Below are 15,613 nucleotides of genomic sequence, written 5' to 3'. Positions count from 1 at the left end.
GTCCTCCGCACGAGCGAAGCGGGCCGCGCCCCCGGGGAGCGCGGCCCGCTTCGCTGCGTCGGTCAGAGCGGCCGGTAGACGGTCAGGGCCTCGTTGGCCTTGTCGATGACCAGCTCGCGCGGCGCGGGCGCCACCTCGCCGTCGAAGGCCAGGCGGGTGCCGGGCTCGACGCCGCCGATCCGCATCCGCCGCAGCAGCGCCGTCGTCGAGCCGGTGAGGGCGGCCGCGAGCAGGCGGGTGCGGGCGTACGGGCTGCCGGGGACGATGCGGACGTCGAGCTGCCCGTCGGACAGGGCCCGGCGGCGCAGCGGCGCCGGGCCGATGCTGCGGTAGGCGCCGTTGCCGGCGAACAGCATCCACACCGAGTGCCGGCGCCCGTTGATCTCGAGGTCGATCGGGGCGGAGGTGCGCAGCACGTGCAGCGCGGCCAGCACCCCCGCGGGCCAGCTGCCCACGCGCCGCGACCAGCGTTCGCGGTAGCGCACGAGGTCGGGGTAGACGCCGATGCTGAAGGTGTTGAGGAAGACCGTGGACTCCGCGGCCCCGGCCTCCTTGCCCGCGGCGGCGCCGGTCGGGGTGACCCGTGCGACGTCGACGGCGATGGCGGTGCCCTCCCGGACCGCCCGGGCGGCGTCGTCGATGCTCTCGATCGACAGGTCGAGCGCGAAGTGGTTGTAGGTGCCGCCGGGGGAGACGAGCAGCGGGACGCCGTGCCGCAGCGCGATCGACGCGGCGAGGCTGACGCTGCCGTCCCCGCCGTGGATGCCGAGGGCGCCGCCGGCCTCCGCGGCCTGCTGGGCGGCCTTCTCCAGCATCTCGGCGAGGTCGTCGTCCTCGGAGCACTCCTCGACCACGGCCTCCGGCAGCGCGCCGCGCAGCCGTTCGGCCGGCGGGCCGAGCAGCGGCGGAGGGCCGGAGACCTCGTTGACCACCGCGAACAGCCCGCGGCCGTCCGGCAGGGCCGGTGCGTCGGCCCGGGGGGTCGGGGGCACCGCCAGCTGCCGTCCGGTCGGCACGAGGCCGCGTACGGCCAGGGCAGCGCCCGCGCCGAGGGCCATCCCGGCGGCGACGTCGCTGGGGTAGTGCACGCCGGTGTAGATCCGGGAGAACGCCACCGACCAGGCGACCGGCAGCACCGCGGCCCCCCAGCGGGGCGACTCCAGGGCGACGCCCGCGGCGAACGCGGCGGCCGACGCGGCGTGGCCGGACGGGAAGGACGTCGTGCCGGGCTGCCGCGACAGACGCCGTATCACGGGCACGGAGTCGAGGACGGGGCGGTTGCGGCGCACCGCGCCCTTGCCGATGGTGTTCACCACCGCCGACGCCACCGCCAGCGACCCGGCGCCGCGCAGGGCGGCGCGCCGGCCGGTGCGGCCGCCGACGGCCGCGATGCCGGCCGCGACCCCGAACCAGAGCAGCCCGTGGTTGGCGGCCCTGCTGAGCCGGGGCAGCACCGGCTCGGCGGCCGGCCACGAACGGGTCGCCACGTTCAGGAACAGTTCCTTGTCCCATGCGCTCAGGATCCGGCGCACAACGACTACCTCCATGATCGATCGATTCCCCGGCGTTGCGGGTGTTGCGGGCGGTGCGGTGCGGTCCGGGGCGCGCGGGGCCGGTGGCCCGGCCCCGCGGTCGTGCGGCCCGTCAGGCCTCCGGGCGCATGCCCAGGGTCCGTACGACTTCCTGGACGTTGGCGTACCGCCGGTTGTCGCCGGGGAGTCCGTCCACCAGGTCGGTCAGGGGGTCCGGCGCGTGCCGGTCGCGCAGGGCGCGCAGCAGGTCGCCGCGCCGCGCGGGGAACGGCTGCCGGGTCAGGTGCCGGGCGAGCTCGAACCGCACCGCCGTGCCCTCGGGGGCACCGGCCCAGGCCGGTCCCGTGCCGACCTCGGGGTCGTCGTCGGCGGCGGGTTCGGGGTCGTGCCACTCCTCGACCCGGGTGGAGTGCCCGGAGCGCAGCATCTCGCGCAGCTCGTGCTTCATCTCGTCGTCACGGTGGACGCTCAGACGGTCGCTTCCTCGTTGCACGGTGGCTCCTTTCCTCAGGGGTCAGGTCTCTCCATCGTCTACCCGGACCAGGGATCCGATGCCTGTCGAATGCCCGCAGAAGCGGATGAATCCTCGCACCGGGGGTACCAAACGGGCGAGGTGACCGGGAGGCGAAAGGAAGGTGCGCGCCCCATGAGCCGCTACCCCGGCGGGGTCGACCCCGCAGACCTGGACGAACGACAACTGGTGCAGGAACTGGAGTCGGTCCACCGGACCCGCCACGAGACGCTGCTCTACGGCTCCGGCGCGGCCCTCGACGCCCACAACTCGCGGATGGCGGCCCTGGAGGGCGAGTACCTGCGCCGCCATCCCCAGCGGATGGTCTCCTCCGGCCGTACCCGGGCCGGGGCGAGGGCCCGGACGCTGCGGATGCCGGTCCAGGCCCAGCAGTAGCGAACGGGTCCGGGAGCACCCGCGCGTGCGGGGCGCGCGGCCGCCCGACGGCCGCCGTACGCCCCGCAATCCGCTCGCGGTCGCCTGCCCTACCACCGGTACCAGCGTGAGCCGCCGGAACCGCTGCGGGCCACGAATCCGAGCAGCCACAGCACCAGGACGACCAGGGCGACCCACCAGAGGATCTTGACGGCGAAGCCCGCGCCGAAAAGGACGAGGGCCAGTAGCAGAACGAGTAGCAGCGGGACCATGGGAACACCTCCTGGACTCCGGTTGCCCTGGATTCCCGGCGGCACGCAGAGGAAATGCGCGCGCCCCGGCGGCGGGGGTGCGGAGCGCGTGCGAGGGTGGCGGCGGTGGCCGGGTCGGCGCGCCCGGCCACCGCTCCCGCCGGTCACCCGATCCCACCGGAGGCACGGATGCAGCGGACCTCACCGCCGGCCCCTGCCGGGCGCCTCGCGCGCGGCGCCGGGCGGCCGGACCCCGGGTTGCCGGTGCCGCGGTACTGGGCGGAGCGCCTGTCGGCCGGGATGCCGGGCGGTGCCGCACCGGAGCCGCCCGGGGGCGGCGAGGCGGTGCGTACGGCCGCGGCGGGCTACTGGGAACGCCGCGGGCTCGCCACGACCGCCGCCGGTACCGTCGCCGCGCCGGGCGCGGAGCCCCTGCTGCTGGCGCTGCTCGCGGCGGTGGACGGCGACGTCGTGCTCGCCAGGCCCGCCGCCGCCTGGCAGGCGCCGCTGGTGCGGACCCTCGGCCGCCGCATGACGACGGTGCAGACCCCCGCGGTCGGCGGCGGCGCCCCCGACCCCTTCGCCCTGCTGGAAGCGGTGCGCCGGGCCCGCGCGGAGGGCGCCGACCCGCGGGTCCTGCTCCTGGCTGCCGCCGACGACCCCAGCGGGACGGTGACACCCCCGGAACTGCTGCACGAGGTGTGCGAGGCGGCCGAGCAGTGCGGGCTCCTCCTCGTCTCCGACGAGACGTACGCCGACACCGTGCACCGTCCGCACGAAACGGTGCTGCTCACCCCCGCCGAGACGCTGCCGGGCCGGACGGTCGTCGTCACCGACCTGTGCGCGGCCCTCGTACCGCCGTCCTGGCCCGTGGCGATCGCCCGCTTCCCGTCCACCACGGAGGGCGCGCGCCTGCGCGCCGCCGTGGCGGACCACTGCGCGGGGCTGCGCGCGGTGCTCCCGGAGCCCGTGGCCGCCGCGGCCGCCCTCGCGCTCGCCGAGGACGACGAGGTCCTGGCCCACCTCGCCGCGGCGAGCCGTCTGCACGCCGCCCTCGGCGCCGCCGCGTACCGAGCGGTCACCAGGGCCGGCGCCCTGAGCCGTCCGCCCGAGGCGGGCTTCCACCTCTACGCCGACCTCGGCCCGCTGCGGCACGTCCTGGCGGCAGCCGGCGTCACGGACGCCCCGACCCTGGAGACCGCGCTGTCCACCCTGCTCGGCCGCCCCGTCCCGGGCGGTCACCGCTTCGGCGACGACCCCTCCGCGCTCCACGTCCGCATCGACACCGGGCCCCTCCACGGCACCGACGACGTCATGCGGCGTGCCGCCCTCGACGCCCGGGACCCGCTCGAACTGCCGCACGTCGCCGCGGCGTTGTCCGGCCTGGAGGCGGCGATCGCCGACCTGTCCACGGGCGCCGCCTGACCGGGGGTCCTGGACGGCGTACGCGGCCCACGGGCCGCCGCGCGATTGTGTGTGACCTGGGCGCGGCGATCAGCGGCCTGACGACGAGGGGCGTCCGCGCCGCGTGCGGGGCGTGGCTCGCGGTGGGTGGGACGAGGCGCCCGCAGGCGCGGGTTGCGGGGGCCGCACGGGCGTGGTGCCGTGCCCGGCGCCGGCCGCCCGCCCGTCCGGGCGCGCCCGCGTCCCCGCCGTGCCCGGGCCGCGTTGACGTCGGCGTCCGACCGCCCCGCTGCAGAACCACCGCAGCCTCGGTGCCGCCGGGCTGTCCGACCTGACAGCAGCGAGGACCCGCCGCGGTGCACGGACGGAAGGGTCCCGCGCATGCGGTCCCCTCGGTGGCTGGGTGCGGGGTGAAGCGCTTCCGCGTACCCGCGACAAGTGGTCGCCACCGTGCCGGTGCATGCGCTCACTCGGCGCGGGGCTGCCGCGGGTGGCCGTCGTCGCGAAGCCATGGGCGCCACCACTGGGCCCCACCGGGTCCGCGTGCGCGGGCGGGGGCATGCCCCGGTCGGAGCGCCCCCGCCGGAGGCGGTCAGTGGCCGGGGTGTTCCGCCGCGGTGTCGTCGGGGGCGGTGGGGCCGGAGGCGGAGCCGCGGAGGCGGCGCCGGAGTTGGGGCGCGGAGGCGATGAGCAGGGTGAGGGCGACGGCGAGCAGGACGCCCTGCCACGGTTCGGGGAAGAGGGTGCCGCCGAGGATGCCGATGAGCTGGTAGGCCGCCGCCCAGGCCAGACAGGCCGGGACGTCGCCGCGGGCGAAGCGGCGGACGGGCATCTCGGCGAGCAGGCAGGCGACCATCACCGGGATGCGGCCGGCGGGTATGAGGCGGGACAGGACGAGGACGGTCACGCCGTGCTCGTCGAGCCGGCGTTGCGCGTCGGCGAGGTGCGCGGGGTCGGCGCGTTCCTGCAACCGCCGCATCCAGCGCGACCCGTTGCGCGAGCGCACGCCGCGGTGGCCGAGCAGGTAGAGGCCCATGTCGCCGAGGAAGGCGGCGCAGGAGGCGATGACGAAGACCAGGGCCAGGGAGAAGGGGGCGGTCTGGTGGAAGGCGACGACGGCGGCGCTGCTGACGAGCGCGCCGGTGGGCACGACCGGTACGAGCGAGCCGAGCACGACCAGCAGGAAGAGGGAGGGGTAGCCGACCACCTGGCCGGTGGACTGGGAGGAGGCCTGTTCCGCGAGCAGGGTGAGTCCGCTCATCCGGCGGCCTCCAGCACCAGGGTCTCCCCGTGCTCCAGCCGGTGCACCGCCACCGCGGGTGCCAGCCGCCCGGCGAGCCGGACGAACTCCTCGCCGGGGGAGTGGAATTCGTGCGGGCGGACGGCGTCCATGCCGATCGGCCAGTACGTGCCGTAATGGATGGGCACGGCGGCGCGCGGGGCGAGCCGCTCCAGGGCCTGGGCGGCGCGCGCCGCGTCGAGGTGGCCGGTGCCGAGGAACGGTCCCCAGCCGCCGACCGGCAGCAGCGCGGCGTCGCAGGGGCCGACCTCGTCCGCCATCCCGTCGAACAGCCCGGTGTCCCCGGCGAAGTACGTCCGTTCCTCGCCCACCAGCACGTAGCCCAGCGCGGGGGAGCGGCGCGGGCCGTACGGCAGCCGCCGTCCGTCGTGCGCGGCGCTCACCACGCGTACCGTCAGCGCGTCCACCTTCACCTCGTCACCGGGGGAGACCTCGGTCAGCTCCAGCCGCCGGTCCGCGGCGAGCCGCCGCAGCCGGGGCACCGCGGCGGGGGCACCGCGCGGCACCAGTACCCGGGTACCCCGGGAGAGCCGGGCCAGCGAGCCGGTGTGCAGGTGGTCGGCGTGCAGGTGGGAGACGACGGCGACGTCCGCCAGCGCCGCGCCCGGCGGCGGCACCGCGCCGCGCCGCCTGCGCAGGTGGGCCAGGCGCGGGGCGAACAGCGGATCGGTGAGCACCCGCACCCCCGAGTCCCGCACGGTCACCGTCGCGTGTCCCCACCAGGTGATCTCGACCGCCACTCGTGCCTCCTCGTCTCGCCCCGAGCCTATGCTCCGGCGTGCCCGACGTGTGCCCCCGGTGCGCCGCGGAGCGCGGGGGAGACTGTGACAGTCTGGGGGTATTCGTGTTCAGGGCCGCGGACGGACATCGGCGGACGGCGGCAGGCGTGAGGAGACGTGAGGAGAGGGTGGGCGTGCTGCGTCGGTGGCGGGCCGCCGGGGGCGCGATCGTCCGCGTGCTGGTCGTGTGGGCGGTGTCGACGGCGACGATGGCCGTGCTCGCCGGGATCCTGCCCGACTTCCGCATCCAGTCGCCCACCGGCGACAGCCCCACCCGGATCGCGGTGACGGCGGCTGCCGCCGCCGGTGCCTTCGGTCTGCTGAGCGCGCTGGTCTGGCCGGTGCTCGTGCGGGCCGTGCTGCTGGTGCCCGCGCTGGTGCTGGGCCTGCTGGTGTTCTTCCTCAACGGCTCGCTGCTGCTGCTCGCGCTCCGCTTCACCCCCGACTGGCAGGGCGACATCGCGCCGGCCACGGCCGTGGTGATCGCCGCCGTGATGTCGGCGGCCTCGTCCGCGGCGAGCACGACGCTCGCCATGCGCGACGACGCGGCGTACGGCCGCCGTCTGGCGCGCCTGGCGGGCCGGCGCAGGGGCGCCGGGAACGAGGCGGACGGCGCGCGCGAGCCGGGCTTCGTCTTCGTCCAGCTGGACGGAGTCGGGCACGACGTGCTGCGCGAGGCCGTACGTCCGGTCACCCGCAAGGGACGTCTGCGCCCGCCCGCGATGGAGACCGTCGCCGAATGGCTCGACGGCAGCCACCGACTGGTGCCGTGGACGACCGACTGGAGCAGCCAGACCGGCGCCAGCCAGCTGGCCATCCTGCACGGCAGCAACGAGGACGTGCCGGCGTTCCGCTGGTACGAGAAGGAGACCGGGCAGGTCATGGTCTGCAACCGGCCTTCCTGCGCCGCCGAGCTGGAGCGCCGCGCGGTCGCCCGCACCGGGCGGGCCGGGCTGCTGGCGCCGGACGGCGCGAGCCGGGGCAACCTGTTCAGCGGCGGCGCCGGGCAACTGGCACTGGTGATGTCGGTGTCGACCCGCCGCCGGCGCTTCTCCGCGGACCGGCTGGCGATGGCCCGGCTGCGGTCCCGGGCGGTCGGCGCCCCGGAGGGCGGCGATCCCGCGGCCGTGCTGGCCCGGGTCGGCGCCACGCGCTCCCGGACCGGCTACTTCGCTTACTTCTCCGACCCCGCGAACGCCGTGCGCACCGCCGCGTCCTTCTGCGCGGAGGTCGTCCAAGAGATCACCGAGTCCGTCTCCGCGCGGCTGCGCCACGAGCGTCCGCGGGTGCGGCGCGGCGGGCTCTACCCCTTTCTGCGGGCCTTCGCCACCGTCGTCGAGCGCGACGTGGCGGTGGCGGCCGTCGTCGGCGACATGCTCGCCGGACGCGGCGCCGTCTACGCCGACCTGGTGGCGTACGACGAGGTCGCGCACCACTCAGGGCCGCGCAGCCGGGACGCGATGCGGGTGCTGCGGCGTCTGGACCGCGCCATCCGGCTGATCGCCGACGCCTCCCGGTACGCGCCGCGGCCCTACCGGATCGTGCTGCTCTCCGACCACGGCCAGAGCCACGGCGAGACCTTCGAGACCGCGTACGGGCTGACCCTGAGGGACCTGGTGCGGGCGGGGTGCGGGCTGCCGGTGCGCCGCCGCGCCCGGGGCACGGCCAGCGGCGCCGAGGCGCGCGCGGCGGCCCGTGCCGCACTGCACCGGCCCGAGCACGGGGGCCGCGCGGGCGAGGAGCGGGAGACGGCCGGGCCGTCCTCGGAACCGGTGGTGCTGGCCTCGGGGAACCTGGCGTTGATCTCCTTCCCGGACCTCCCGGGGCGCGCGGACCGGCAGGGCGTCGAGGCCCGCCACCCCGCCCTGCTGCGGACGCTTGCCGAGCACCCCGGCATCGGCTTCGTGCTGGTCCTGGACCGGGAGCGCGGCCCGCTCGTGCTGGGCGGGGACGGCGGCGAGCACGAGCTGGAGACGGGCCGGGTCACCGGCCGCGACCCGCTGGCGCCGTTCGGGCCGGGCGCGGCGGCCGCCGTGCTGCGCACCGCCCGCTTCCCGCACGCCGCCGACATTATGGTCAACTCCGCGTACGACCCGGTCACCCGGGCCGTGCACGCCTTCGAGGAGCAGGTGGGCTCGCACGGCGGCCTGGGCGGCGACCAGAGCCGCGCCTTCCTGCTGCACCCCTTCGACCTGGACGGGCCGGACCCGCTGGAACGGCTGGTCGGCGCGGAGGCCGTGCACGGGCTGCTGGCGGGCTGGCTCGGACGCAAGCCCGTGGCGGAGGCGCCTCCGGTCGCGGACGGGAAGGACGAGCAGCCCGTCGCCGGCTGACGGGAGCCGCGCACGGGACTGGTGTCCGGCGCCGGTCCCCTTCGGGTGGGTTCACCGTCCGCCCGGGGCGCACCGCCGGGTTCCCGCCACGTACGGGTGATTGACCTACGGGCCCCGCTGCTGGACGCTTGCCCGCGATTGATCGAACGGTGCGCGCGGGCGGGGTCCGCGGGCGGGAGAGGCTGCGATGCCGTACTACGAGGACCTGAGTCCGTACGCGTACTTCACAGAAACGATTCCGCCGGATGTCTCCGCCCACGCGGTCGGCTGGCTCGACCCCGCCCACCCCTTCCCGCAGTCCGAGCCCTCCGCGGAGTTCGCCGACCGGCTCTTCGCCCTGTGCCGCGACCACCTGTGCGCCATCACCCACGGCTGGTACGGCTGCATGCTGTGCCGCCGCAGGCTGATCGGGGGCGGCCGCTTCAACCCGGTGAGCGTGTCCCGCGGCGGCGAGCGGATCCTCGTGGGCCACGGCGAGGTACGGGTGGAGGGCGGCACGGGCACCTGGCTGATCGCGCCCGACCTGGTCGTCCACTACGTGCTGGCCCACCGCTACGCCCCGCCCGAGTCCTTCGTCGAGGCGGTACTGGCCGGCCGGGTCGTCGCGGGCTGCCGGTAGTCCCCTTCGTCCCCCCGTCCCCTCACGGGCTGATCGCGAGCACCACGTACGCCGCCAGCAGCGACAGGTGCACGGCGCCCTGCAGGGGGGTGGCGCGTCCCGGTATCACCGTCAGGGTGCCGACGGCGACGGTGATCGCCAGCAGCACCATGTGCGTCGAGCCCAGCCCGAGCAGCAGCGGGCCGGACATCCAGAGCGACGCCACGGCGACCGCCGGGATGGTCAGCCCGATGCTCGCCATCGCCGACCCGAGCGCCAGGTTGAGGCTGGTCTGCACACGGTCGCGGGCGGCCGCGCGGACCGCGGCGATGGTCTCGGGGAGCAGCACCAGCAGGGCGATGACGACGCCGACGAAGGAGGACGGCAGACCGGCGTACTGCACGCCCCGCTCGATCGTCGGCGACTCCACCTTGGCCAGCCCCACGACCGCGATCAGCGCCACCACCAGCAGCGCCAGGCTGAACAGCGCGGCGCGGGTGGTCGGCGGGACGGAGTCGTCCTCCGAGACGTCGATCACCTCGCCGCCCGGCTTGACCGGCAGGAAGTACGCCCGGTGCCGCACCGTCTGCGTCGCCACGAACAGGCCGTACAGCACCAGCGACGCCAGGGCGGCGAAGGTGAGCTGGGCGGTGGAGAACCGCGGGCCCGGGGTGCTGGTCGTGAACGTCGGCAGCACCAGGCTCAGGGTGGCCAGCGTCGCCACCGTCGCCAGGGAGGCGCCCGTCCCCTCCGGGTTGAACACGGCCACCCGTCTGCGCAGCGCCCCCACCAGCAGGCAGAGCCCCATGATGCCGTTGCAGGTGATCATGACCGCCGCGAAGACGGTGTCGCGGGCCAGGCCGGCGCTCTTCGGGCCGCCGTCCGCCGTCAGGGTGAGGATCAGGGCCACCTCGATCACGGTCACCGCCACCGCCAGCACGAGCGCGCCGTAGGGCTCGCCCACCCGGTGCGCCACCACCTCCGCGTGGTGGACGGCGGCGAGCACCGCGACGGCCAGGAAGACCGCGACGACCACGACCGCCGCCACCGGCAGCACCCGCCCCCACGTCAGGGCCAGCAGGACCACCGAGAACGCCGGGACGAGGACCGTCCAGTGCAGGGCGGACACGGGGAAGCGAGCGGTCATGCATCCGAGACTGACACCTCGTCAGGGTCGGCGCGACGCGGGGAACCCGGACGTGCCGCCGCTCATCGCCCGGCCGGGGGAAACGTCTGTTCGGCCCAGATGGTCTTGCCCGCGGAGGTCTGCCGGCTGCCCCAGGACTGGCTCAACTGCGCGACCAGCAGCAGGCCGCGGCCGCCCTCGTCGTCGGACAGGGCACGGCGCAGGTGCGGGGCGGTGCTGCTGCCGTCGGAGACCTCGCAGATCAGGGTGCGGTCGCGGATGAGCCGCAGCTGGATCGGCGGGGTGCCGTAGCGGATCGCGTTGGTGACCAGCTCGCTCACGATCAGCTCGGTGACGAACACCGCCTCCTCCATGCCCCAGGCGAGCAGCCGCTCCGCCACCGCCTGCCGGGCGTCCGCGACGTGCGCGGGGTCGTGGGGCACGTCCCACATCGCGACCTGGCCGTCGTCGAGCGCCCGGGTACGGGCGAGCAGCAGCGCGACGTCGTCGACCGGGCGGTCCGAGGGGAGGGTCTTCAGGACGGTGTCGCAGGCCGCCTCGATCGTCGGGGCGGGGGCGCTCAGCGCGGAGCGCAGCCGCGCCAGGCCGGCGTCCAGGTCGAAGTCCCGGCTCTTGATCAGGCCGTCGGTGTAGAGCGCCAGCAGGCTGCCCTCCGGCAGCTCCAGCTCCACCGCCTCGAACGGCAGTCCTCCGACGCCCAGCGGCGGTCCCGCGGACATCGGGACCATCTCGACCCTGCCGTCGGGGAAGCGCACGGCGGGCGCCGGATGCCCGGCGCTTGCGAGGGTGCAGCGGCGCGCGATGGGGTCGTACACGGCGACCAGGCAGGTCGCGCCCAGCTCGCCGCTGGTCTCGGCGGGCGACACCCCCCGGCCCCGGCCGTCCTCGGGATCGAGGTGCGTGACGAGGTCGTCGAGGTGGGCGAGCAGCTCGTCCGGCGCCAGGTCCACGTCCGCGAGGGTGCGCACCGCCGTCCGCAGCCGTCCCATCGTCGCCGAGGCGTGGATGCCGTGGCCGACGACGTCGCCCACGACCAGGCCCACCCTCGTGCCGGACAGCGGGATGACGTCGAACCAGTCGCCGCCGACCCCCGCCCGGGCCCCGGCCGGCAGGTAGCGGGAGGCCACCTCCACCGCGGCCTGCTCGCGCAGCCGCAGCGGCAGCAGACTGCGCTGGAGGGTCAGCGCCGTGGAGTGCTCCCGTGTGTAGCGGCGCGCGTTGTCGACGCACACCGCGGCCCGCCCGGCGAGTTCCTCGGTCAGCGTCAGGTCGTCCTCGGTGAACTGCTCCGGACGCGCCCAGCGGATGAACACCGCCACGCCGAGCGTGATGCCGCGCGCCCGCAACGGGACCGCCAGCACCGAATGGATGCCGTATTCGTGGACCTTGGCGTCGCGGAGGCTGTTCTGCGCCAGCCACAGCGTGAAGTCCGGGTGCCCCAGCCGGCTGAGCACGGGCCGGCCGGTGGCCAGGGCCCGGGACGGCGGGGAGAACTCCGGGTAGACGTCGAGTTCGCCGAGGTCGACGGCCGCGTCCGGGGCGCGGCCCGAAGCGGTGCGGTGGGCGACCCGGCGCAGTTCCACCCCGCGGCCGGGCGGACCCGGCGGGGGCTCCTCGCCGTGCAGCACCGAGTCCAGCAGGTCCACGCTGGCGAAGTCGGCGAAGCGCGGTACGGCCAGCTCCGCGAGCTCGTCGGCGGTGTGCACCACGTCCAGGGTGGTGCCGAGCCGCGCGCCGGCCTCGTTCAGCAGGGCCAGCCGCCGGCGGCCCCGGAACTGCTCCGTGCTGTCGAACGCCGCGCTCGCCACGCCGTGGATCCGGCCCTGCGGGTCCCGAACCGGCCACATCTCGGTGCTCCACGCCCGCTCGCCTCCCGCGGCACCCGCGGCGGACGGGGTCTCGTAGTGCGCCGCCCGGCCGGTCTCCGCGACCCGGCGCAGGTGCTCGTTGAAACCACGCCGCGCCTCGTCGTCCAGGAGCGCCCCGGAGAAGGGCCGGCCCTTCAGGTCCGCCGCGGGGACGCCGATCATGCCGGCCGCGGTGTCGTTGACCCGGCGGTAGCTCAGGCTGGTGTCGTACGTGGCCATGGCGACGGACGACTGCTGGAAGGCCCACAGCAGGAACGCCGTGTCCGAGTCGGCGGGCGCGGCGGTGACGACGCAGCCGGCGGGCCGGTCGTCGGCGTCCAGCGAGGGGGAGACGCGTACGTGGAGTTCGAGTTCCCGCCCGTCCCGCCGGCGCGCCCGCACCCGGCCGCGCCACTCGCGGCCCACCGGGACCGCCCCCTCGTCCGCACCGAACACCTCGGCGACGGGACGTCCCACCGCTTCCGCCGCCGACCGCCCGAGCAGCCGTCCCGCCCCCGCGCTCCATCCCGTGACCACCCCCCGCACGCTGACGGTGACCGCGGCCGTGGCGGCCGGGTCATCGGGGTCACTCGTGTTCATCGTCGGCGATCACACACCCGTCGCAGTCCCTACCTCCCCAGAGTGCGCGCTCCGCCGGACACCATCAAATCGGCCCCGCCCGCCCCGGGCCCGCCCCGTGCCCCCGCCCCGAGGCCGCTGTCGGTGGCGGCGGCGATACTGGCCGCCATGCGCGCGAGCCGGCTGGTCTCCCTCCTCCTGCTCCTCCAAGCTCGGGGCCGGATGACCGCCGCGGAGCTGGCGGAGGAGCTGGAGGTGTCCGTACGCACCGTCTACCGGGACGTCCAGTCGCTGCACGAGGCCGGGATCCCGCTGTACGGCGACGCCGGGCACGAGGGCGGCTACCGGCTCCTCGACGGCTACCGCACCCGGCTGACGGGCCTGACCGCGGACGAGACGCAGGCCTGGTTCCTGGCCGCGCTCCCCGATCCGGCCGCGCAGCTGGGGCTTGGGGAGGCCGCGGCGGCGGCCCGGCTGAAGATCAGTGCCGCGTTGCCGCCGGCGCTGCGGGAGCGGGCGGAGCGGGTGCGCGAGCGGTTCCTGCTGGACGCGCCCGGCTGGTACGGCCCCGACGAGCAGGTGCCGCATCTGCCCGTCGTCGCCGACGCCGTGTGGAACCGGCAGGCGGTCCGGGTGCGCTACCGCCGGTGGCGGGAGCCCGCCGAGAGCGATCGCAGGCTCGAACCGTACGGCCTGGTGCTCAAGGCGGGCCGCTGGTACGTGGTGGCCCACGACGGCCGCGAGCGGCGCACGTACCGCGTGGACCAGATGCTCGAGGTGTGCGTCCTCGACGAGACGTTCGCGGCCCCGCCCGGCTTCGACCTCGCCGGGTACTGGCGGGAGTACCTCGCCGGATTCCACGCGCGGCTCCACCGTGAGCAGGCGCTGATCCGGCTGTCGCCGCGCGGCGCCGAGCGGCTGCCCGCGCTGCTGTCGCGCGCCGTGGCGCGGGCGGTGGCCGAGGACGGCGAGCGCGAGCCCGACGGCTGGGTCCGCGCCCGCGTGCCCATCGAGTCGGTCGCGCACGCGCACGGCGAGTTCCTCAGGCTCGGCGCGGATCTCGAAGTCCTGGCGCCGGATCCGCTGCGGGAGCTGCTGGCGGAGTCGGCGCGGGCGCTGGCAGCGCTCTACGCGCCGCCGCGAGCCACACCGCCGCCCCCGCCGACGCCACCGCGCTGAGACCGGCGACCACCGCGAAGCCGGTCGGCACCCCGGCGCGGGTCGTCACCGCCGAGGTCCCGAGCATCACGGCCACGGTCGCGGCGAGCCCGTAGGCGTTCGCCGTCCCGAAGGCCCGCCCCACGCGGCCCTCGTCGACCGCCGTCATCAGCAGCGTCCGCGAGGCGATGCGCGCCTGCCCGAAGACGAACGCCCCGGCCGGTACGAGCAGCAGCAGCCCCGTCACCCCGAACCGGGGCTGCAGCGCGAACAGCACGGCGCAGACCGTGAACCCGGCGAGCGCGAGCCGCAGGTCCCCCAGCCGGGCACCCGTCCGCCGGTACGCGGCCGCCGCCAGCAGGAAACCGGCGCCTCCGAGTGCGTCCACCGCGCCGACGACGGCGGGCCCCCGGTGCAGTTCGGCGATGACCAGCACCGGCATGAGGGCGTTGAAGACGGTCACCACCACACTGCCCTGGGCGTACAGCACGACCAGCGGCCCGTACGGCCTCCGCGAGGGGACCGGCCGCGCCGTGGGCACCGCTGCGGCGGAGCCCACGGCGGCGGAGCGCCCCGGCCCGCGCCCGGTCGCCAGGACGAGGACGGCGGAGGCCACGAAGGTCCCCGCATTGAAGACGAACAGCGGGGCGGGCCCTGCGTACTGCAGGGCGAGACCGCCCACCGCCGCCGACAGCAGCATGCCGCTCTGCAAGGCCATCTCGTACCGGGCGTTGAACCGCCGCAGCCGGCCCTCGGGCACCCGTTCCCTGATCAGTGCCGCGCTCACCGGCACGAAGAGCGCGGATGCCGTCGCCAGCGCGAGGTTGCTGCCGTAGACGACCGCCCCAAGCGGCCAGCCCAGTACCGTCCCGAGCGCCGGTACCAGGGCCACGACGGCGCTGAGCAGGTCGCATCCCGCCCACAGCGCCCGCCGGTCGTAGCGGTCGGCCAGCCGGCCGGCCAACGGCGACAGCACGGCCTGGGGGACGGCGACGGCGATGAAGAGCCAGCCCACGTCGAGCACCGAGCCCTGGGCGCGCACCATCAGCAGGGCCGCGGCGATCAGCTGGATGTTGTTGCCCAGGGAGGTGATGAACACGGCGGGCAGGAGGAGTCGTTGAGTGCGTCCGGTGGTGGTCACGGGGACCGATGGTGCCGCTCTCCGCTGACATCTGCTGTCAGTGGGACTCCGCGGGGCGCCCCCGGTTAATCGGTGGACGCGCCGCCCTCGTTCCGGACAGCATTCCGGCGATGACGAGAACCGACACACCCACCGCCTGGGACGAGCGCTCCGCGCTGACGACCCTCCTCGACTACGCCCGTGACACCGCCCGCGCCAAGTGCGAGGGCGTCACGCCCGAGCACGCCCGCAGCGCCCCGCTCCCGGGTTCGCCGCTGATGACGCTCAGCGGACTGGTCAACCACCTCCGCTGGGTGGAGTACTACTGGTTCGAGGTGGTGTTCCTCGGGGGCGAGGACGAGGGCCCCTGGACGGACGACGACCCCGACCGCGAGATGCGGATCGCCGTGGACATCCCCCTCGCCGACCTGCTGGCCGACTACGAGGCACACACCGCCCGCTACCGCGAACTCGTCGCGGCGCACGACCTGGACGCCCCCGCCGCGCGCCCCAACCGCGACGGCCGCCACCCCAACCTGCGGTGGATCCTGCTGCACCTCGTCGAGGAGACCTCCCGCCACAACGGCCACCTCGACGTCCTGCGCGAACTCGTCGACGGGACCACGGGCGTCTAGCGATGTCAGTGGTCCGCGATACGTTCCACAGCGAACACACAAGA

Annotated in this window: 13 protein-coding genes and 1 pseudogene; 6 read left to right on the top strand and 8 right to left on the bottom strand. The window is 75.7% G+C overall.

The annotated features are described in order from the left end of the window. Positions 1-62 precede the first annotated feature (62 nt). The gene (locus tag CHF15_RS06980) at positions 63-1,547 is read right to left on the bottom strand and encodes a bifunctional phosphatase PAP2/diacylglycerol kinase family protein (RefSeq protein ID WP_245938709.1); all 1,485 of its coding nucleotides are present in this window, start codon (positions 1,545-1,547) and stop codon (positions 63-65) included. Between the two features lie 97 nt (positions 1,548-1,644). Then, positions 1,645-2,025, bottom strand: a complete 381-nt coding sequence (locus CHF15_RS06975; protein WP_089222757.1) for a DUF2795 domain-containing protein — start codon at positions 2,023-2,025, stop codon at positions 1,645-1,647. 153 nt (positions 2,026-2,178) lie between these two features. Between CHF15_RS06975 and CHF15_RS06970 the strand changes: the two genes are divergently transcribed. Beyond that, complete coding sequence (locus CHF15_RS06970) at positions 2,179-2,439, top strand: DUF6158 family protein (RefSeq protein ID WP_089222756.1); 261 nt, start codon at positions 2,179-2,181, stop codon at positions 2,437-2,439. Positions 2,440-2,528: 89 nt separating this feature from the next. Here the strand turns inward: CHF15_RS06970 and CHF15_RS06965 are convergent, their stop codons facing one another. Beyond that, a complete protein-coding gene (locus CHF15_RS06965) occupies positions 2,529-2,690 on the bottom strand; it encodes a hypothetical protein (protein WP_018560968.1) in 162 nt (53 codons plus the stop codon). A gap of 168 nt (positions 2,691-2,858) precedes the next feature. On the opposite strand from CHF15_RS06965, the gene CHF15_RS06960 reads away from it, so the two are divergent. Continuing rightward, positions 2,859-4,094 carry an aminotransferase class I/II-fold pyridoxal phosphate-dependent enzyme gene (locus tag CHF15_RS06960; protein ID WP_089222755.1) on the top strand — a complete coding sequence of 412 codons (1,236 nt, stop codon included), beginning with the start codon at positions 2,859-2,861 and terminating at the stop codon, positions 4,092-4,094. Between the two features lie 571 nt (positions 4,095-4,665). Here the strand turns inward: CHF15_RS06960 and CHF15_RS06955 are convergent. Further along, entirely contained in the window at positions 4,666-5,334 is a 669-nt protein-coding gene (locus tag CHF15_RS06955; protein ID WP_089222754.1) for a DedA family protein, read from the bottom strand. After that, complete coding sequence (locus CHF15_RS06950) at positions 5,331-6,113, bottom strand: MBL fold metallo-hydrolase (RefSeq protein ID WP_089222753.1); 783 nt, start codon at positions 6,111-6,113, stop codon at positions 5,331-5,333. The genes CHF15_RS06955 and CHF15_RS06950 overlap by 4 nt, the downstream gene beginning before the upstream one ends. Positions 6,114-6,280: 167 nt before the next feature. Here CHF15_RS06950 and CHF15_RS06945 point away from each other — a divergent pair, with 167 nt between their 5' ends. Beyond that, positions 6,281-8,485, top strand: a complete 2,205-nt coding sequence (locus CHF15_RS06945) for a phage holin family protein (protein ID WP_089222752.1) — start codon at positions 6,281-6,283, stop codon at positions 8,483-8,485. A gap of 187 nt (positions 8,486-8,672) precedes the next feature. Continuing rightward, positions 8,673-9,104 (top strand): DUF7919 family protein, encoded by a 432-nt coding sequence (locus CHF15_RS06940; protein ID WP_089222751.1) that lies wholly within the window; start codon positions 8,673-8,675, stop codon positions 9,102-9,104. A 22-nt stretch (positions 9,105-9,126) separates the two neighbouring features. Here CHF15_RS06940 and CHF15_RS06935 read toward each other — a convergent pair whose 3' ends face one another. Then, entirely contained in the window at positions 9,127-10,230 is a 1,104-nt protein-coding gene (locus tag CHF15_RS06935; RefSeq protein ID WP_089222750.1) for a calcium:cation antiporter, read from the bottom strand. A 62-nt stretch (positions 10,231-10,292) separates the two neighbouring features. Then, positions 10,293-12,677 carry an ATP-binding SpoIIE family protein phosphatase gene (locus CHF15_RS06930; protein WP_089222749.1) on the bottom strand — a complete coding sequence of 795 codons (2,385 nt, stop codon included), beginning with the start codon at positions 12,675-12,677 and terminating at the stop codon, positions 10,293-10,295. Between the two features lie 147 nt (positions 12,678-12,824). On the opposite strand from CHF15_RS06930, the gene CHF15_RS06925 reads away from it, so the two are divergent. Continuing rightward, the gene (locus CHF15_RS06925) at positions 12,825-13,835 is read left to right on the top strand and encodes a helix-turn-helix transcriptional regulator (RefSeq protein ID WP_089223107.1); all 1,011 of its coding nucleotides are present in this window, start codon (positions 12,825-12,827) and stop codon (positions 13,833-13,835) included. A gap of 172 nt (positions 13,836-14,007) precedes the next feature. On the opposite strand, the pseudogene CHF15_RS06920 reads toward CHF15_RS06925, so the two are convergent. Further along, positions 14,008-14,955 (bottom strand): annotated as a pseudogene (locus tag CHF15_RS06920) (MFS transporter); the annotation flags it as partial. A 110-nt stretch (positions 14,956-15,065) separates the two neighbouring features. Between CHF15_RS06920 and CHF15_RS06915 the strand changes: the two are divergent. After that, positions 15,066-15,569, top strand: coding sequence for a DinB family protein (locus CHF15_RS06915; RefSeq protein WP_089222748.1), 504 nt, complete (start codon positions 15,066-15,068; stop codon positions 15,567-15,569). Positions 15,570-15,613 lie beyond the last annotated feature (44 nt).

This window comes from Actinacidiphila glaucinigra, assembly GCF_900188405.1.
Lineage (GTDB): Bacteria > Actinomycetota > Actinomycetes > Streptomycetales > Streptomycetaceae > Actinacidiphila > Actinacidiphila glaucinigra.
Note: the sequence above shows the minus strand (reverse complement) of the source record. Positions and strands in the feature narration are given on the sequence as shown.